The organism is Nocardia sp. NPDC004568 (assembly GCF_040609955.1).
In the GTDB taxonomy this organism is placed as follows: Bacteria; Actinomycetota; Actinomycetes; order Mycobacteriales; family Mycobacteriaceae; genus Nocardia.
Genome location: NZ_JBEXLL010000008.1, coordinates 84,006 through 101,954, shown reverse-complemented (window position 1 = coordinate 101,954; position 17,949 = coordinate 84,006). Strand labels below are relative to the sequence as shown.

The 17,949-nt window shown below is 65.1% G+C and carries 18 protein-coding genes and 2 tRNA genes; 8 read left to right on the top strand and 12 right to left on the bottom strand.

Annotated features, from left to right (window positions below; genetic code table 11):
- Window positions 1–137 precede the first annotated feature (137 nt).
- The 3 genes from ABZV91_RS06765 to ABZV91_RS06755 all read left to right on the top strand — a co-directional run bounded on the left by ABZV91_RS06765 (window position 138) and on the right by ABZV91_RS06755 (window position 2,973).
- Entirely contained in the window at window positions 138–1,385 is a 1,248-nt protein-coding gene (locus tag ABZV91_RS06765) for an amidohydrolase (RefSeq protein ID WP_355236516.1), read from the top strand.
- A 369-nt stretch (window positions 1,386–1,754) separates the two neighbouring features.
- A complete protein-coding gene (locus ABZV91_RS06760) occupies window positions 1,755–2,240 on the top strand; it encodes a GNAT family N-acetyltransferase (RefSeq protein WP_355236513.1) in 486 nt (161 codons plus the stop codon).
- Between the two features lie 241 nt (window positions 2,241–2,481).
- Window positions 2,482–2,973 carry a DUF6879 family protein gene (locus tag ABZV91_RS06755; RefSeq protein ID WP_355236510.1) on the top strand — a complete coding sequence of 164 codons (492 nt, stop codon included), beginning with the start codon at window positions 2,482–2,484 and terminating at the stop codon, window positions 2,971–2,973.
- A 561-nt stretch (window positions 2,974–3,534) separates the two neighbouring features.
- Here the strand turns inward: ABZV91_RS06755 and ABZV91_RS06750 are convergent.
- The 3 genes from ABZV91_RS06750 to ABZV91_RS06740 all read right to left on the bottom strand — a co-directional run bounded on the left by ABZV91_RS06750 (window position 3,535) and on the right by ABZV91_RS06740 (window position 7,412).
- Window positions 3,535–4,503: a hypothetical protein gene (locus ABZV91_RS06750; RefSeq protein ID WP_355236507.1), complete on the bottom strand. Its 969-nt coding sequence runs from the start codon at window positions 4,501–4,503 to the stop codon at window positions 3,535–3,537.
- A 9-nt stretch (window positions 4,504–4,512) separates the two neighbouring features.
- A complete protein-coding gene (locus ABZV91_RS06745; protein WP_355236581.1) occupies window positions 4,513–5,133 on the bottom strand; it encodes a type VII secretion system-associated protein in 621 nt (206 codons plus the stop codon).
- Window positions 5,134–6,545: 1,412 nt separating this feature from the next.
- Window positions 6,546–7,412, bottom strand: a complete 867-nt coding sequence (locus ABZV91_RS06740) for a hypothetical protein (RefSeq protein WP_355236504.1) — start codon at window positions 7,410–7,412, stop codon at window positions 6,546–6,548.
- Window positions 7,413–8,342: 930 nt separating this feature from the next.
- On the opposite strand from ABZV91_RS06740, the gene ABZV91_RS06735 reads away from it, so the two are divergent.
- Window positions 8,343–8,651: a hypothetical protein gene (locus tag ABZV91_RS06735; RefSeq protein WP_355236501.1), complete on the top strand. Its 309-nt coding sequence runs from the start codon at window positions 8,343–8,345 to the stop codon at window positions 8,649–8,651.
- 617 nt (window positions 8,652–9,268) lie between these two features.
- On the opposite strand, the gene ABZV91_RS06730 is transcribed toward ABZV91_RS06735, so the two are convergent.
- A complete protein-coding gene (locus ABZV91_RS06730) occupies window positions 9,269–9,592 on the bottom strand; it encodes a hypothetical protein (RefSeq protein WP_355236498.1) in 324 nt (107 codons plus the stop codon).
- 165 nt (window positions 9,593–9,757) lie between these two features.
- Between ABZV91_RS06730 and ABZV91_RS06725 the strand changes: the two genes are divergently transcribed.
- Window positions 9,758–10,966 carry a helix-turn-helix domain-containing protein gene (locus ABZV91_RS06725; protein ID WP_355236495.1) on the top strand — a complete coding sequence of 403 codons (1,209 nt, stop codon included), beginning with the start codon at window positions 9,758–9,760 and terminating at the stop codon, window positions 10,964–10,966.
- A gap of 41 nt (window positions 10,967–11,007) precedes the next feature.
- Window positions 11,008–11,907: a hypothetical protein gene (locus ABZV91_RS06720; protein ID WP_355236492.1), complete on the top strand. Its 900-nt coding sequence runs from the start codon at window positions 11,008–11,010 to the stop codon at window positions 11,905–11,907.
- Between the two features lie 209 nt (window positions 11,908–12,116).
- Here the strand turns inward: ABZV91_RS06720 and ABZV91_RS06715 are convergent.
- The 8 genes from ABZV91_RS06715 to ABZV91_RS06680 form a co-directional block, all read right to left on the bottom strand.
- Window positions 12,117–12,187 (bottom strand) — tRNA-Gly (locus ABZV91_RS06715).
- 41 nt (window positions 12,188–12,228) lie between these two features.
- Window positions 12,229–12,543, bottom strand: coding sequence for a hypothetical protein (locus tag ABZV91_RS06710; protein WP_355236489.1), 315 nt, complete (start codon window positions 12,541–12,543; stop codon window positions 12,229–12,231).
- A gap of 179 nt (window positions 12,544–12,722) precedes the next feature.
- Window positions 12,723–13,055: an HNH endonuclease gene (locus ABZV91_RS06705; RefSeq protein WP_355236486.1), complete on the bottom strand. Its 333-nt coding sequence runs from the start codon at window positions 13,053–13,055 to the stop codon at window positions 12,723–12,725.
- 2 nt (window positions 13,056–13,057) lie between these two features.
- Window positions 13,058–14,032, bottom strand: coding sequence for a hypothetical protein (locus tag ABZV91_RS06700; RefSeq protein ID WP_355236483.1), 975 nt, complete (start codon window positions 14,030–14,032; stop codon window positions 13,058–13,060).
- A complete protein-coding gene (locus tag ABZV91_RS06695; protein ID WP_355236480.1) occupies window positions 14,032–14,238 on the bottom strand; it encodes a hypothetical protein in 207 nt (68 codons plus the stop codon). Before ABZV91_RS06695 ends, ABZV91_RS06700 begins: the two co-directional genes overlap by 1 nt.
- A gap of 159 nt (window positions 14,239–14,397) precedes the next feature.
- Window positions 14,398–14,733, bottom strand: coding sequence for a helix-turn-helix domain-containing protein (locus ABZV91_RS06690; RefSeq protein WP_355236478.1), 336 nt, complete (start codon window positions 14,731–14,733; stop codon window positions 14,398–14,400).
- A 202-nt stretch (window positions 14,734–14,935) separates the two neighbouring features.
- The gene (locus ABZV91_RS06685) at window positions 14,936–15,247 is read right to left on the bottom strand and encodes a WhiB family transcriptional regulator (RefSeq protein ID WP_355236475.1); all 312 of its coding nucleotides are present in this window, start codon (window positions 15,245–15,247) and stop codon (window positions 14,936–14,938) included.
- Window positions 15,248–15,709: 462 nt separating this feature from the next.
- Window positions 15,710–15,783, bottom strand: a tRNA-Ile gene (locus tag ABZV91_RS06680).
- A gap of 136 nt (window positions 15,784–15,919) precedes the next feature.
- Here ABZV91_RS06680 and ABZV91_RS06675 point away from each other — a divergent pair.
- A complete protein-coding gene (locus ABZV91_RS06675; protein ID WP_355236473.1) occupies window positions 15,920–16,369 on the top strand; it encodes a nitroreductase family deazaflavin-dependent oxidoreductase in 450 nt (149 codons plus the stop codon).
- 989 nt (window positions 16,370–17,358) lie between these two features.
- The gene (locus ABZV91_RS06670; RefSeq protein ID WP_355236470.1) at window positions 17,359–17,880 is read left to right on the top strand and encodes a hypothetical protein; all 522 of its coding nucleotides are present in this window, start codon (window positions 17,359–17,361) and stop codon (window positions 17,878–17,880) included.
- Window positions 17,881–17,949: the final 69 nt, after the last annotated feature.

Here is a 17,949-nt window from a genome sequence, read left to right as displayed (position 1 = left end):
GCGCCCGGTCAACGCCGCCACCCGCGCATGGAAGAATGGACTGAACACGCAGACCGCTCCGCCTGCGTACCGGCTCCATGGACGACCTTGTCGGTCGGGTCATCTGCCCAGCAGAAGACGACATCGGAGGAAATCCCGTGACCACATCGGGCGGCATCGTCACCGACCGGGCACTCGTGGATCTCTACAAGGACATCCACCGGCACCCCGAACTCGGCTTCCGCGAACACCGCACCGCCGCGCTCGTGGCCGACCGGCTCCGCGGCGCCGGGTTCGACGTCACCACCGGAATCGGACGGACCGGGGTGGTCGGCGTCCTGAAGAACGGCACCGGGCCGACCGCGCTGCTGCGAGCCGATATGGACGCACTCCCCGTCCGAGAGGACACCGGCCTCGACTACGCCAGCACCGCCACGGTCACCGATGAGGACGGCCGCACGGTCCCGGTGGCCCACGCCTGCGGTCACGACCTGCACACCACCTGCCTGCTGGGTGCGGCACAGACGCTCGCCGCCGACAACTCCGGTTGGCTGGGCACCCTGCTGCTCGTCTTCCAGCCCGCCGAGGAACTGGGGGCCGGCGCGCAGGCCATGGTCGACGACAGCTTCTTCGACCGTTTCCCGATGCCGGACGTGGTGCTCGGCCAGCATGTGGCGCCCCTGCCGGCCGGCAGGATCGCCGGACATCCGGGCCCGTCGTACGCGGGTTCGGATTCGCTGCGCGTGCGGCTCGTCGGCCGGGGCGCACACGGCTCCATGCCGGAGGCCTCGGTCGATCCCGTCGTACTGGCCGCCGCGACGGTGCTGCGCCTGCAGACCGTCGTTTCCCGGGAGATCCCGAGCACCGCGACGGCGGTGCTCACCGTCGGCGCGATCCACGCCGGCGACGCCGCGAACGTCATCCCCGGTCACGCGGAGATCCGGTTGAACATCCGCAGCTACGACCCCGCCGTGCGCCGGCGCATCCTGGACAGCGTAGAACGCATCGTGCGCGGCGAAGCGGCCACCGCCGGCGCGCCCGAAGAGCCCACCATCACCGAGATCGAACGCTTCCCGGTCGTCACCAACGACCCGGCCGCATTGCACCGCACCCTCGATGCCTTCGCGTCCTGGCTGGGGCCGGACAATATCCTCGATCCGGGAGCCGGCGCCGGGAGCGAGGATGTGGGCATCTTCGCCACCGGTTCCGGCGCCCCGCTGTCCTACTGGCTGCTCGGAGGCGCGGACCCGGCCCTGTTCACCACGGGCGATATGACCGACCCCGCCCTGCTCACCGTGCCCTCCAACCATTCGCCCCGCTACGCCCCCGTCATCGAACCGACACTGCCGGTCGGTGTCGGCGCCTTGGTCACCGCGGCCCGCACCTGGTTACCGGCCGCCCACTGATCGCGCCACTGCTCAGAAAGTGTTGGGGAACCTGGTGTCGTAAGGGCTTGTCTCTCGTGTTATCCGGGGTGCCGGGTCGATGATGTCGACTGGTGTGCCCGTGTTCGTGTAAGTCTGGCTATGACTCGTCGTTGACCGATGACCAGTGGGCGGTGAGCGAACGACTGTTACCGGCCGCCCCGAGCCGGTTCCTCGGTGGCCGGCCCCGGGTTCATTCACGTCGCCTGCTGGTCGAGCCCATCTTGTCCGGTAGCATCGGGCCGCACTCTCTCGGCGCGAGCCGGTCGGATGGTTGCGAGCCCACCCACCTCGGACTCGACCGACTGGAATTCCGTTGACACCTCCGAGCCCGACCGGCAGCCTCCCTCTGTGCGAGAGAAGCCGATGTCGATCGAACTGGAGCCGCTGACCGAGAACAATCTCGGAGCACTGCTGGAGGCGGCCGTGGCCGATGCCGACCCGGCGGAAGTCATGCCCCCGGTCTCCGGGGACCCGGGATGGACCGCTCAGCGACAGCAGGCCTTTCTGGAGTTCCACCGTGGACGCGCGCTCCGAGCCGAGGAGCCGGTGGAACTCACCTATGTCATCACAGTCGACGGCCGGGCTGTCGGTGCGGCACGACTGGAGTATCAAGGCGACTCGTTCGAGGCCGGGGTCTGGATCGGCCGTTCCCACCGTGGGCGCGGGGTCGGTCGAGTGGTGGCCGGAAGACTACGCAGCGCCGCCGTAACCGCGGGTGTCCGTCGTGTTGTCGCGGTCACCACCGGGGACAATACTGCCGCACGACGACTGCTTCCGGCCGGGACACCAATGGGCGATGACGGCACCGTGAGGGCAGCCGTCGACCTCGAATAACGCAGGAAACGCAGAAGACCGGAACAGCCCGGGATCCATCGGTACCCGCAGCGTTGTCTCGCGCGGCGCGTGCCGTGCAGAGATGTCGTGCCCGGGGCGTTGCGTGACAGAACAGGTCACGAAACGTTTTCCTGACCGGAGAACCGGTGACCGACGCCGAAACCCTCGATAAGATCCTATTTCCGAGCCATGAGATGGCCGTGGCGGTCCGGGTGGGAGAGCAAGTGAGGCGCGACGCACGATGATCCATCAGAACACGCCGGATATCTTCACGCGGCTCTTCGCGGACGCACGGACCTATGCGTGGCACCTAGAGACGCGAGACGACTACGAGAGTGCGGGCGGGGTCGACTACGACCCGTGGGGCCCCCTGGTACGAGCAACGGTGGCACGCGGGGTACGAATTCAGCGGACGCGCATAGTCACCACCCCGCACAGCGAGTACGTCGAGTGGCTGCTGTCGCGCACCGGCAACGCGGTGGCCAACGGCGAGGACATCCGCTGGTTGCCACGACACCTCGCCGACTCGCGAGATCGGGTATCGGACGATTTCTGGTTGATCGACGGCCGGACCGTCGCCTACACCCTCTTCTCCGAAACCGGTAGGGCTGCCGGCATCGCGGTCACCGATGAGGCACGTCAAATCCAGCTCTGCCGCGACATTTATCTCCGTACCTGGAGACAGTCGATTCGGCACGAGGACTATCTACGTTCCGCGGACGCCGCACGGTAGCGACGGGACCGCCGGCCGACGCACGCCGTGCGCTCCGGGTGCGGTTGCGTCAGTGTCGCCGCGACGCCGGGCTACCCGCCGTCGCATCGCCGACGTCTGCGGGCCGGCCCGGGATCGAAGTTCCAGAGATCGGACACGGCCGCCGCGCCCCCACCGAGGCCGATATCCACGAGTGGCGCCACTCGTATAGGCCTGCTCTCGGATGGTGCCGCCGGGAATCGTCTCCCCGTCGTGAAGTCCCGTACGTAGCACCGCTGCCCCTTGCGCCCATCCCCGCCCACCGGGTCGTGTACGCAGCGCCCCTGGCAGTGGACGCCGCCACTCCCTGACCCCACCGCCCTCGCACGCCGGCACCTCCTGGTGGTCCTGGAATCGTACCCGAGACCAACAGGTCGTGGTCATCGGCCGGACCGACGATGGCGGTTCGTTCACATCCGGGTACGGGAGTCGGCAGAGGCAGGGCGCGGCGTCATACGGTATCTCTGTCGCCATCCCTCGTCTGTCTCTTCGATGGCCGATAGGATCGGACAGGCACCACACGGGGTGAAACCGGTACGGCCTTTATGGATTTGCCCACCACTCCGGGCTTTCCGGCTTTGCTCCCATGCCTCGCCATGCGGGGCTGTCGTCGACCTTGTGCACTTCTATCCCTATCTGCCTCGGCACCACACGATCGGTCACTGCGAAGGGTAGGGACTGTGGATCGCCGATCGTCGTCGAGACATCGCCAGTGGGTACGTACACCGCGGGACCGCCGATGTTCGTTCGCAGGTTCTCGATATGCTCGTCGGCGGAGGTGGGAAAGCTCTTATCGGGCAGCAACACCACCGGGCCACCGTTTTCCCGAGCGGCCCGCGTCAGCTGTTGGTCCGCTTTCTGTATCTTCAACAGCGTTTCGTCGTCCACGGCGACCGTCTCGGATTTCCACCATCGGGTCTTGACCGTCAGCAGGTGCTGCCGACTCGGCGTGCTGTCGGATGCCTGGGCGGTCGCGGTGTTCACCGGCTCGGACAACGAGCGACTGCGGACGAATGTGTTGTCCGCCGACCCTCGGCGAACCGATGATGCACCGTCCAGTTCTCCACCGCCGCGGCTGGGGGTTCTGAGCTCGACATCGTCGGGTCTGACGATGCTGTAACCATGATCCTTGTCGGGTGAATACCTTCCGCTCGGATCCTTTTTGTGTAAGTACTTTCCGCTCGCCCATTGCCTCATGTGGGTGGAGTCGTCGACGGGATAATCTATGACCAGGACAGGTTCCTTGAATCTTTGCCCCGCGCGGTGTCGTGCACTGACCACCTGTGACGGCCTGAATACCACTTCGCGGTCGGGTACGAAGTCCTCGGCCCGGATGGCCGCGAGACGATGGAACCCATAGGCACTGAACCCATCGGTTGCGGTGAGCGTCCCGTCGGCCTTGCGAATCGTCCCCGCGGTCCCGACGAACGTCTCCGCCACGCCACGGGATTGCCTGTTGAAGAGCTTGATCAGCGGATCGGCGAGCAGCGATTTCCACGTGTTGGCGGGCACGGCCTCACCTTACGATCGGGGCGCGGTCGGTCGTAGCGCGTCGACCGCCAAACGACACGGCGCACAACTGTAGGGGTTGATGAGGACGTCCACACCGGCGGGAACGACGTCGGCAAGGTTCTCGCCCACCACCGGGTGCCAGCGGTCTGCGTCGACGCCCTGTCGTTGCACTGCGGCGGTGGCGATCAGCACGCACGGTACGCCGTCTGTCGTACCGATCACCGGCCGGCCCGCGGCATCGCATCCGATATCGACGATCGAGTGCCGTAAGGTAGCTAGGAAATCGCTGATCAGACGCTGCCGGTCTGTGGATTGCGAAGCATCGTCGGCCGCCCGACGCAGAAGTGCATCGAGTGGATCGGAGGGCGTCGACTCGTCGGCGGGCAGGTAGGCAAGATTCGGCTCGAAGGGTCCCGACCGGCCATCGTCATCGATCTGCCAGCCGCCTACGATCACATGCACCGGTGGTTGCTGCGCCGTCTCGTCGGGCTCCCAGCCCGGCGCGGTCAAGGCCAGCCATTGTGTCCGATGATCGGGCTGATTCGTCTTCATGTCATCCGTATTCGATCGATCCGGCGCAGACGCCGAAAACGACAGCACTATTCGGGGCATGACCCGGGCCGTGTTCACAGCGTCCAACGACGATAGCCCAGCCTCGATCGACGTGGTCGATATGACGCCTCACCGCTGGGGGCAGAACCACAGGTGGTGATGGATGAAATCGGCCACCGTTTTCTACGTTTATGCCGGTAGAACCCTGTTTGTGGGGGTGGATGGGCTCGAACCCACGACCAATGGATTATGAGATCAAACACTCCGAGCGGTGTGCTGACCAGCAAGAACAGCGCCATCAAGCACGGTTTCGGCGCAGCGGGCTGCGAGTATGGGACATGTCCGCCGTGAACAGCCCATCAGGGACCCGTCTCTGAGCAAGCCTGTCGACCACGGGTCGCATCATGCCGGACAATGAATTACGCCCACGTAAGACATCTTCGCGAGTCTCCGGACTCACCGGGACGATTCAGTTCAGCGATAGCTTCTCAGTTTGATCGGAAGTCCGGGTCGTGCCAGAATTCATCTTCCTATCGATCCATTGAACCTGCGTGGTTCTGGTTGGGAACGCGACCGAAGGGCATCGATGTTTCCGGTGCTGCGGTCCGTATTCGCACAGCGGGAGGGCGAGTTGGGCGACGGCATCAGCGGAATCTTCTCCAGAATCGCCGCACGTCTGGGTGTGATACTCGGGAAGGGAAGCAGGCACAGGTGAGAGCTCTGCGTCGCCGGTCCCGCCGAATACGAGGCCGCCGTACCCGCCGGGCGGATCGGCAAGCGGGTATATCAAGTACCTGTATGGCGACCTGTATCACACGGACGGTTCCGCCCATGCTCGCCGGAGCGCTCGGTCGTTGGCGTTGGCTCCCGCGAAGTGGCACGAAATCTTTGCGGATTTCACGAGAGGAGAGCCCGACGGGGGGATTTGGCTAGGTGATCGCAGTGTGTTGGATCTCGGCCACCCGGCATGGTCTGCAGCAACGCGCGGGAATGGGCAAGGTCCAGTTGGGTGGCCTGCCGGCTCAACGTGGCACGATGTGAGTGGCACGTATTCCAGGGACCATCGGGCAATACTTCTGGGGCATGAGACGCACCACACCAGAACGAGTGGCGATATCGCGCTGCGTACATTCGGCTATGGCCTCGATGATGCTCTCGGCAGGCCGAGCCAAGCTTCGGCTTTCAGAGCGCTGTACGACAAGATTCTTCCCGTCATCCTTCGAGCAGACCCGCTGGGCGCTGCTGATTTCGCACAGCACAACGGGGCTGGGAGGCTCTTCGCAGAGGGTATTGAACGGCCCCGGGTTTGGTGCTCACCACCTTCTTTCTCGGGAAGGATTATGAGATCAAATACTCCAGGCAGTGTTCTTACCTACGAAAATAAAGGTCAGACAGAAGCGAAAGTGCAAATACATTACTGTCGGGCACCAGGTTGCGTCTGGTTCCGACGGTCGATCGCACCCCGCCCCGCAGGGGCCCTCCCGAGAAGTTCAGAGTAGCCAGATCAGCAGTAGCAGGACGAAGCAGGCTCCGAACAACACCCTGATGACCACGTCTCGGGTCGCCACTGCCGCGCTGACAGCGCTCACCTGCTCATCGAGCAATTCAGCACGCTGCTCGACGGCCCGGCGCCTCTCGCGTTCAGCTGCCCGTTCCTCATCGGCCGCGCGGCGAAGTGCTTGCTGTTCACGGTCATGCTTTTGCTCAGCATGGCTCATCTGTTCGCGAATGGCAGCGAGCGTCTCGCCATGTTCGACGGCGGCGGCACGGAGTTGGCTGGATTTCTCGTCGACGTGCGCAGCGCGCTCGACCCGACGTCGTGCGGCTTCCAGTGTGCATTCGGTTTCTTCGAGAACCTGCCGCTGGTCGACGATGATCTCTCGGAAGTTGTCCCGGCACTGCAAGGCATCCTCGAGCTCGGTTTGCAGCCGCTCAACGGTGCGGGCCTGTTGTTGGGTGTACTGCTTCCACTCGGTCACGGTGGCCCATCCTGCTGTGGTGGTGGTCATATATGCCCAGGCCAAACTGTCGGGTTCGGCCCACTGGCGGAGGAATCTGCGCAGCGAAGTCGGCTGCGCGATCGGTTCGGCGGAGCCGTTCAGGTCTTGGGACAGAAATCCCGTTCGGATGCCGTAATCGTCGTCCACCGTCGGGACAGAGGTGCGGAGATCAACGGCAGGGAGTTGGTCGGCCCAGCCAGCATGGCGCGTTACCCAGAGCACCTGGTCGTATCCGGCGTCGTGAAGGTACTTCGTGCGTATCCGACCGGCATCGAGGCTGATCGGGCTCCATGGGACTTCGATCGCATAGCGATAGCCGTCGCGACTTCCGGACACATCAGGGTGATGCTGGTCCATGCGCGGTTGCACCTGTGCGTCGCCGATACCGTGAGCGCGAAGTTCATTGCATATCCAGTGTTTGAGAAGGGCGTGCTCGAAGTTCTGCGATCCTCGGCCTCTGCTTCCGTTAGAGCTGGTCGAGATGCCGCGACCATGCCGAATGAATCGATTTCCACTGCGATAGTGGGTGTAGGGCACCACTCGGTAGCCGCACAGCAAGCAAGCCAAGTCCCTGCGGGCTTTCCACGCGAGGAAGGTAGGCGGCTCGCTGATACGGATGAGCTCACCGCGTGGACCCACCGCTGCGGTCATCCCTCGGCCAGAGCACACTCGGCCGTCGTTCCCGGCCATGCCGCCTCACCCCCTGGATATGTTCGAAATGCCTTCTCTCAGAAGGTAACTCGAGAACACGCCAGGTTTGGCAGTTATGCCCGGATTCGATCGGACGACGAAAGGTGCGCCCGACCCGCCCGAGACGACAGCCTTCCTCTTGTGGTCATCACCTTCAGCTGACCGACTGCACCGCCTTCGATTCGAGCCCCGATTCCCAGTGCGTACGAAACCGCAGCCGTCATCCTGACTGGTTGTAGTCGGTTTCCAGTCGGTGATCACGGCCCGGGCCTGGGTCACGCGCGATTGGCGAGCATCCAGAACATCGTCGTGGGTACTCGGCAACGTCTGGCGCTCGACGGGCCGCGAGGAAAGACGCCTACCGGCTCGCGTCCGACGCCGTCGCACTACTCGAACCACACTTGGACGGCGACCAGGACGCACAAGCACTCCGGGGTGCCTGCCAACTGCACGGCGCTATTACAGCCGCACGTATCGGCCGCGAGGGTGACGCGCTGCGCGGCATAGATCAAGCAATGGGAATGGCGCGCGCACTCCCTACCGGGACAGCGCACCCTTGGACGCTGTTCGGTTGTCGCTAACACCGAAATCAGCGCCGTGTCGGTGCAGGTCGACCTGCGCAAGTCCGGCGGAGCGTTGGACGCGGCGAGCGTCGTCGACCCCGACGCGGTGCCATCGGTGGACCGGCGGTCGCGGTTGTGGCTGGAGTTGTCCCGCGCGTACGCACAACAGCAGGATTGGCTCGGCACACTCGGCTCGCTGCGCACCGGAACCGCCGTAAGCGAAAAGTCGATGAGGTGTCATCCACTCGCACGGTCGCTGGCGGCCGAACTGGTCACGCATGGCGGTCGGCTCAACGAGCGTGAATCGCGGGCGCTCGCAGCGAGGCTCGGCGTCACTGCCTGAGCTGGGCACCGGCCCGAAAACAGCCAGTGGGATTGCAGTTCGGCTACTGCTATCCCACTGCTGTCCCACGACCGTTTTGCCATCTCTCGGCCGTAGCGCAAAGAACCCTGACCTGCGCTTATCTTGTGGGGCGGGTGGGGCTCGAACCCACGACCAATGGATTATAAGCCGACCCGTTTCGTCACATCTCGTTGCTACTCATATGTTGCTCGTGCACAGCGCGTTTCGAGGTACAGGATTGCTGTTGATGCCGTGACGTTTCTCATCAAATCTCACCCATATCCGCTGAATAAACGATGGACTATTGCGGTGATCGCCGAAGAACTCCGGCAGGTCATATTGCCGGCGCCGACAAAATGATCAACCGGGGTACTCGGTGGTGAGTACCCCGTCAATCTTCGCGATGTCACGTAGGTTGTCGACCGCGGCAAGCTGGGCGACCTGGGGGTACTCGCTCACCGCGTACCCCCGGGTCGCCGACCCGTACTAGGCACACCCCACCGAATTCCCTATGTCCGGCGGACGGTATTACGGGATTCTGTATTACCCGCGGAACAGCGCGACGGTGAACCCGACCAGGCCGAGGGAGAGCAGGACCAGGGCGACGCCGTGGCCCGTCACGTGAGCGGGCCGTCGAGGTCGAGCAGGGGCCAGCGGTAGCCGCGCGGATAGACCTGCATCGGGGTCACGAGGTCGCACAGATCGGTGATGATGTGCCGTACCGGGTCGGCGTGCTCGAACCCCGGCACGATGATGGCGGCGGGGTTGTGCTCGTAGACGTTCTGCGCGATTACCAGAGCAGAGACCAGGGGCCCGGTATCGAGAACCACCGTCATGACCATCCGGTAGCCATGTTGATCCGCGATCGTGTGAACGTTCGCGCCGCGGACGCTCACACTCCGTCGTACCAACCCGATCGCCTTCGGCTGTTCGCCGGCCATGTGATGCCCCTGTCCCCTGCTCCGGTGTGTGGTGGTAGCGCCCGGAGTGAGCGTCGGGGGTCAACTCACCCCGGGTGCCGATTCAAGGTTCAACCTGGCGAACGCTGTGGGTTGCCAATTGTTTTGTCACACTGGTTGTCAGGGACACGCCAGGATGGGGCCACGATGAGCAACGAACGAAACCGCGGCATCGGCCAGCGGGTAGCAGAAGAACGCAAGCTCGCCGGGTGGACACAAGCGCGCCTGGCGCAGGAAGCGAACGTGTCGGTGTCGCTGGTGCGCGCCGTGGAGCAGGGAAGGGCGCCGGCCTCGCCAGCGTTCGTGTCCTCGGTGGCCAAGGCGTTCAAGACGAGTCCGGCCGAACTCCTTGGGCAGCCGTACCCGCGAACCACACGTGACGAAACCGAGGTGTCCTCAGGTATCGCGTTGATCCGTAGCGAACTGGCCGCCTACGACATTCCGCCGGCCGGACTCCAGCCGCGACCGATTGCTGAGGTAGCCGCGGATGTGGAGCGGATGCGGACCTTACGGCGGGCGTCGAGTCTGCGGCAGATGTCGCAGGACCTGCCCGCGCTCATGACGGAGGTTCGTGCGCTGGTTCATTCGGAGCGGGGCGGTAACCTGCAGCGCGCCTATCGACTGCTGTGCGAGATGTACCTGTGCGCCCGCGGGCTGGCTCACAAGCTCGGATACACCGATCTAATGACGGTGGCTATCGAGCGTCTCGGGTGGGCAGCCGGGCGGACCGGGAGCCGGTTGTGGGTGACCTCGGCGCAGTACTTCCGGGCGTCCATCCTCACCTCAACGGGCGATTGGAACACCGCCCTTGTCTACCTCGAGCGGTGCCGGACCGAACTGGAATCCGAACTGTCCACCGACGACACAGAGCACCTGGTGAGCTGGGGCGGCCTGCATCTGCAATCCGGGCTGGCAGCTGCACGCGCCGGGGATCGGGATACCGCGGACTCACATCTCGCCGAAGCGCGGGAGACGGCCGCGCGGGTCGGGGATCCGGACTACCACGAACCGGTGTTCTACTTCGGTCCCACGAATGTCGGTATCTGGTCGGTCGGGCTGGCCGTGGAAATGCTCGACGGAACCGAGGGAATCAACCGGGCCCGGCATCTACCGGTGCCAGCGTCTACCCCGAAGTCCCGAGCCGGGCATCTGTATATCGACCTGGCACGCGGCTTCCTGCTGCACGGTGACAGAGCCAAGACTCTGGACGCGCTGAACACGGCCCGGAAGATCGCGCCGATACAGACCCGGTACCACCCGATGGTGCACGAAACGGTGCGGGTGCTGGCACGCCAGGAAGCACGGAGCACGGAGAGTCTGCGCGGGTTCGCCGCATGGTGCGGCGTTGGGCAGTAGAGCGCCCGTAACACCGCCTCAGTAGATCTCGAAACGGTTGCATGAATGAATATTTGGACCTGCTCGTCCCTCAAATTGGCCGGATGAAAACCCGTGCAGAACGAGGTGAACAGCTGAAAACTTGGGGCCTGCTGCCGAGTCATCCCGAGCCCGGCAGCAGCCTGGCACTCGATGACGCCGGATTCTCCGACCAGTTCTCCGACAGCTACATGGTGTCTGGCGCGGCAATGTTTCCCGCCATGACAGCAACCGACAACCTTGTTTCCGCGTCTGTGCTGGTCAAGGACGGCAGCCGCACACGCGAGCTGCATGCCCCATCATTGATCAACCTCTGCCGGGCCGCGATGGAACTGTCCACCCGAGCGATTTGGGTGCTTCTGGATACTGATCGCGAGGTCCGCCGACAGCGCGCGCTCGGTGTCCTCTCGAAGGAACTCGACGAACAGAACACCTTCATCTCGATCACCGAGAACGGCCACGAAGACGGCGCAGCAAAACTCTCCGACAAAGACCACACCGATTTCCTCGAACACAAAAAGCTTTTCGAAGAACGCCGCAACACAGTCCGGTCCACACCGATGGTCAAGACTCCCGCGTTCCGGTTCCAAATGAACGATGTGGCGAAATGGCTGACGGAGAACACCCCGCCCCACGATTCGGACGAGCTCGCGGGGCGCGTCGGCTTCGCAGGCAAGCGCGCATACAACATCGGCTCCGCATCGGTTCACGGATACCGATGGATGACCGACTACCTCAACGGAACGACGAACCTGCTCGGCCTCGTTGCGGACGCTTTCGCCGGGGCACTGATCACCACCGAATGCGCAGTGGCGCTGATCGAGGCACAATCAGTGATCCCGTCGAATATCGGTTCTCGACCTGCGAGGTACCCCGAATACCTCCAGCGCACTGTTCGGGCATGGGCGCCTATGTACCAGTAGCCGAGTCTCAGCGGCTGCCGACAGGAGACTCTGAAACCACGGTGTCGTCAGCCGACACCACGTAGGCCGCAGCGCGCACCTGCCGATCCTTCGGGACCACCCCGACGCACCCGGCCGCATGTGCGCTGTGTCCATCCAACAGCCACGCCGGTATCGACACGGGTAGACCCTCACGGAACAGGGCCAACTGCTCTGGCACCGGCCGCCCCTCAGTGGGCCCGGATTCCAACCGCGGATCCGGCTCGGCATGCCGGCGCTCCAACTGCTCACCCACCCACCGATACAGGCCGGGTCGCGCCCGCGCCGCGCGTAGTCGTGAACTTAGGCACGGCGCCGCTCCCACCGAGTCCGGGCCGCCCGGGAAGCCTGCACCGACCGCGGCGACTGAATGGCCGGCTCGGGGTCAATCTGCTTCAGCAGCCGCGCCAGGGCGGCCTCGAGCAACCGCAACTCCGCCGAGAGCTTGACCCGGGTCTTGGTGTCCTCGGCTTCGGAATACCGCTCGGAAAGGTCGGTTTTTCGGTCGATATTGGCCGCGATCAGGTCCAAAATCGCCCGGTCTCGCTCGGACCATTCGACTGGTTGGCCGAGTCGTTGCGATACCTCGGCAAGCTCGGCATCCAAGGCGCGCAGCATCTTCCGTGCCTCAGCGCTGTGGCGCATGGGTGGTACCTCCTGACTGGATAGCCGGGCTATCCCCGGGTTCTACCGAATGCGTGCGCGGGTCGAAGATCACAGAGCGTCCCGATGGGGGGAGCCACCGGGGCAGGGGGCCCGATGCCCTACCCCTGGGGCCTGCTCGCCACTCTCGCGGTTCAACGGGCATGTCTGCTCCGATCCTGGTGCGTCTTGGTTCTGTGGCAGTGCGGGGGCACTCGGTCGTGGACCGCGGCGTAGTTGTCGAGCCGATCGGGTCCGCCGGCTGACTGCGGTATGAGGTGATCCACCGTGTCCGCACCGGGCTTGCCGCAGATGTGGCATATGCCGTGGTCTCGTTCGAGTACTGTCCGGCGGTCGCTGTCCCAGCCTGGCGGCCTGGTCCATCCGCTGGGCACATTCCATGACGGTGTGTGCTCGGGGCAGTACCTGCGGTGCTTGATGAGGTGTGGGCACCCGGGTTCGGGGCAGCGGCGTGGTGCCTTGGGCATGGTCAGTACCCGCGGGTGAGTTCGGCGATGTCGGGCCAGTCCTTCGCTGCCTGCCAGAGCGGCCGGCCCTGGTCGTCCTTGGGCACGAGCCGGCGGATGTCTGCGGCGGTTCGGGGTGCCTTGAATGTCTGGCCTTTGCGCTCGGCTGCTTCGGCCTGCTTCCTGACTTCCTGGTTCATGGCCGTGCGGGCTGCCTTCAGTCCGTCGAACTGCGGCTTGGTGGGCACCCACAGGTACGCGCCGTTGGCGATCAGCCACTTGAGTTGCAGCGGACCGGGCTCGGGCCATGGTCCGCGGTCGACGCTGTGTTCTCGGCTGTCGCCGGGCCAGTGCCGCCACTGCGGGTACACCTCGTCGAGGTTGGCGATGAACAGATCATTCGCCAGTTCGTCACGGCAGCGGTTGCTGCGGCCCTGCTGGATCAGGTCCGCACCTCCGAAATGCCGGAGCGCGTGGTCTTGGGCTTCCCGGATCTCGCGGTAGCGCTTCCACAGTCCATCGAACTGTTCGAATGCGCGGATGGCGTCGGTGCCGGCGCGGATAGCGTCGTCTGCGCTGTGGATATCGCGCAGTACTTCGGCCGGGGCTTTGGCTTCGTCGACGACCGCGACCAAGCGTCCGTTGAGGTGGACGAATACCTGGTCGAGGTTGGCAAGGATGATGCTGTTGCACCGGTGGAGTGCCTTGCCGCGCAGGATCTCGAGTGCTTCGTGTGTGGCCTGGTGGTCGGCGGTGGCCGCGCGGTGAGCGCTGACGCGTTCGGCGAAGTCGTCGGGGATCACACCGGCGGTAATGACCTCTTCGACCTCCTCGGGGATGAGTTCGGGGGGTGCGCCGAGTGCGTCGCGCCGCTGGATGGACTGCTCAAGTACGTCCATGGCCGCGGTGTATCCGGGCAGGCTCTCCACGGCTTCACCGAGTACGGGGTTCTTCAGGCGGCTACGAAGTTGAATCAGGCTCATCGGTGATTCGTTCATCAGCGGGCCTCTCCTCCGCGGGTACGACCGTGACGGCGCAGCGCTTCACTGCGGCCCATCTCGACGGCGGACTCCTTGGTCCGGCGTTCGGGTTCCTCGTCGCCCGGCGGGCGCGCCTGAGCTATCAGGGCTTCGAACTCTCTGTCGTCCAGTGCAGCGAGGAAGTCGACCACTGAGTCGTACAGCCCTTGCATTGCCGTTGCCATGTCCATTGCGCTCCTCGGTGTGCAGATGCGAAAGGGGCCGACCGGCGGGTCATCCTGTTAACCCGGGGGTCGACCCCTTCTTTCCGACAAGTGGTGCTCGACGCCACTACCTCGAGTGTGCACGCAGAGACGCGCTGACCTGTCCGTATGCGGACGGGCCTACGCGGCGCGGGCTTCGGCGTACTCGGCGACGGTGCGCCGGTTGAATATCCAGTCACGGCCTACCCGAATGCCGTCGAGGTCCGCGGCGATACGCCGGATGTGCCTCTGTGAGCATCCGAGCAGGGCTGCGGCCTCGGTTGTTCCGATCTCGTCATCGGCGGTCCGCGGGTCTGGGGTGTCTTCCGGGTCGACCTCCCCGCGCACGTCGCGGTAGAGCCGAACATGAAGGCGGCGGACGGACTCGGGTATTCCTGCGCCGTGGCGCCGTCTCCGGCGAACGAATTCGTCGATGGCGTGGAACGCGGCCCGTACTTCGGTGTCGTTGATGTTCATCGAACTCCTTCCCATGGGTCATAGACGCGTGGCCGGACGGTGATACGAAACAGCTGGGCGGTGCGGGGGCAGGTTCCCTGTCGTTCATCCGGTACCCAGTGGCGGGTGCGGCAGTGGGGGCAGCGCACCCGGACGTAGCGGACCGCGGTGTATCTGTTGCGCTTCCGCTCGCAGATGTAGGCGGGCGGTATCTCGCGTGCGGTCACACGGCGCCTTCCTTCCTCGGTCGCCCGACCGGGGCCGGAGCGCTACGGATCTCCCCGGCCCAGATACCGACCGCGGCGGCGCCGAGTTCACCGGCGACCGTGGCGCACTCACCCCGGACCGGGCACCGGCCGCAGACCTTCCCCGCCGTGTCGGTCCGGTAGGTGAATGCGGCGTCGGGCTCGCTCTGGCCGCGCGGGTCGAACAGCTGGGCCAAGCCGATGCACTCGGCGCCGGCGAGCCGGTCGTCGGAGAGGGTGGCGGCCAGCTTGCGAATGGACGGGAATCCGGCATTCGGACGGTGGGTCATGGCACCCCAGTCAGTGTCGTCGGGTAGGGCAGGAACAGGGACGGGGGTACATTTGGTACCCCCGTCGCCGATAGATCGAACCCGCAGGTAGATAGCGTTTTTCGTCGGGGGTACGGCAGGTACCCCCGTACCCCCGGTGCCGTACCCCTGTCGTACCTGTCGGTACCCCCCTGTTTTCACAGGTCAGAGTGGCTATCTCACACGGGGGTACCATTTGTACCCCCGTCGCTGTTTGCGGCGGCCAGCCGATGGCGCCGACCACCCTGTTTCGCCTCCGAGGTGAGAACGATGCCTTCGTCCTCCAACTCAGCCAGTGCGGGGTCCAGCCACTCTCGTATATCGGTCTTGAGCCTGCGGGCAAGCTCCCGGTTGGTAGCCGCGATGCTGGACAGGACTCTGGTCCAAAAGCGATGATTAAACGATGAGAGCCCATCTCCCGGGGCGGGGAAATGGGCTCTGACGTGGGGCGGGTGGGGCTCGAACCCACGACCAATGGATTATGAGTCCACGGCTCTAACCGACTGAGCTACCGCCCCTGGTAGCGACCTGAGGTCGCAACTGTCGGATGGTACCCGGTCGGCGTGGCGGGGGCCAGTCGATCGGGTCCGGGAGGGTGTGGAGCACCGGGGTCCTGGCTAGGCTGGGGATCGTTGCCGGAGTGGAGGAGGGCGTGTGGGGAAGCTGTTCGTGCGGGCGTTGCAGGCGCATCAGTGGCTGTACGAGAAGAGCGGCGGGCTGGTGGGGCATCGACTGCTGTTCGGGAATCCGACCCTGCTGCTGCGGACCGTGGGGCGCAAGACGGGGTTGGAGCGGACGTCGGCGCTGACCTACGCCAGGGACGGGGCGGATTATCTGGTCACCGCGTCGAACGGGGGATCACCGCGGCCGCCGGGGTGGCTGGCGAATGTGCGGGCGCGGCCGGAGTGCGAGATTCGAGTCGGGCGGCGCGCGTTCCCGGTTCGAGCCCGGGTCACTCTGCCCGACGATCCGGAGTACGCGCGCCGCTGGGGGTTGGTGGACGCTGTGAATCAGGGCCGGTACAGCGAGTACCAGAAGATGACGAAGCGTCCGATTGCCGTGGTCGTGCTATCGCCCGCGAGTGGTGCGGGTCAGTCGGAGTAGCTCTCCGAGCCGACCCGCGCACGCGCTCTCCGGGGGCGGAGGTCCTCCGGGGGGCGGCTGGCGAGATGGACGACGGAGGCAACGAGAATCAGGATTGCGAGCACTACCAATGCGGTAACCACGGCACGCACAGTAATGATGTCAACGGTGACGTCGCACCCGAGATGGGTCTATGGTGCGTGCGCCGGGTGCGGCGAACCGGAGACCGTTTCGCCGGATATGACGGATCTACAGGTAGATCGATGCACCGCCGAACAATTTGGGATACAAACTCAAAACCCTTGATGCGGTGTGAAATTGCACAGTTTTACCGATACCGAATCGGTATGGGCGCAACACGCCGGCAGGTTCCCCACCTGTGAAAAGCGCCGCGGGCGAGTCCTATTCGGCAGGCGGAATTTTGTGCGTTCTCACAAACGGCCCCTTCCCGCTGGCGCGAAATGTTGAACGCAACTTGCGGTTACGGACAAGGCCGGGCGAAAGGCTTGTGGCTATGCCTTCCGCGACTCGCGGGCGGCTCCAGGCGTCGGCGGGCGCAACCCGCGCGGCGGGCCGCTAGGACGACGAGCCACCGCCGCAACTACTACCACCTCCCCCGCAGCTGCTTCCACCACCACAACTACTACCGCCGCCGCAGCTGTTATCGGAAGGGCCGCTGCTGTCGGAAGTTCCACCGCCCGAGCCGTCGACGGACCAGATACCGCTGGACGAGCCGTAGCCACCCCGCCGCGGCCGGTTACCACCGCGCGGCGAACTCGTCTTGACGATCACCAGCACGATGCCCACGACCACCGCGAGACAGCCCACCCCGAATGCCAGCAGAATGATCAATGGCGCGAGATCCATTAATCGACGGTACCGAGAGAACTGTCGGGCGCGGAACGCTTGTGGCCCACGAGTCCGCCGGACGTTCGGCTCGGACTCCGCGCCTAACCGGGACCGGCCCCTCCGGGAGACCGCCCCGGCAAGCGGTCCGGGATACTGGGCAGGTGTTCACTTTCGCCCCGTTCCGGCACCGGCGCGGGACAGACCCCGCCACCGTGGAGCGCGCGGTCGAGGAGCTGGAACTCTCCGAGGCGGTTTTCAAGACCTGCCCGTGGGAACCGCGCGACCTCGTGGCCACGGGACTGCGCCAGTGGCTGCGCTGCTGCGGCGCGGCCATGGCCGACGATCAGGTGATCGGGATGCCGTCGCAGGCGGTGGACGAGGCGTGGCACGGGCTCATCCTGTGCACCCGGCGGTACGCGCGGTTCTGTGAGCGCGCCTACGGGCAGTTCCTGCACCACTACCCGGACGGCGACGGCAGTCCAGCGAACGACGGACAGGGCGAGGACACGGCGAGCCGGCTCGGCCGTACGGTGGTGGCGTGGTCACTGGTGGCGCGTCCGGGTGAGGAGTGCGTGCTCTGGGACCTGGATTCGCGACTGGGGCTGGAGCAGCCCTGGGGAATCCCCGCCGGGCGGGTGGCCTCGATCGAGGCCACGCTGCGCCGGCAGGCCACCGGCCGTTGAGCGGCTACCCGGCCGCTAAATATTCACTATTCGGGCAATCCGGATCAAACCGGCGCACCGCGCTGCGGT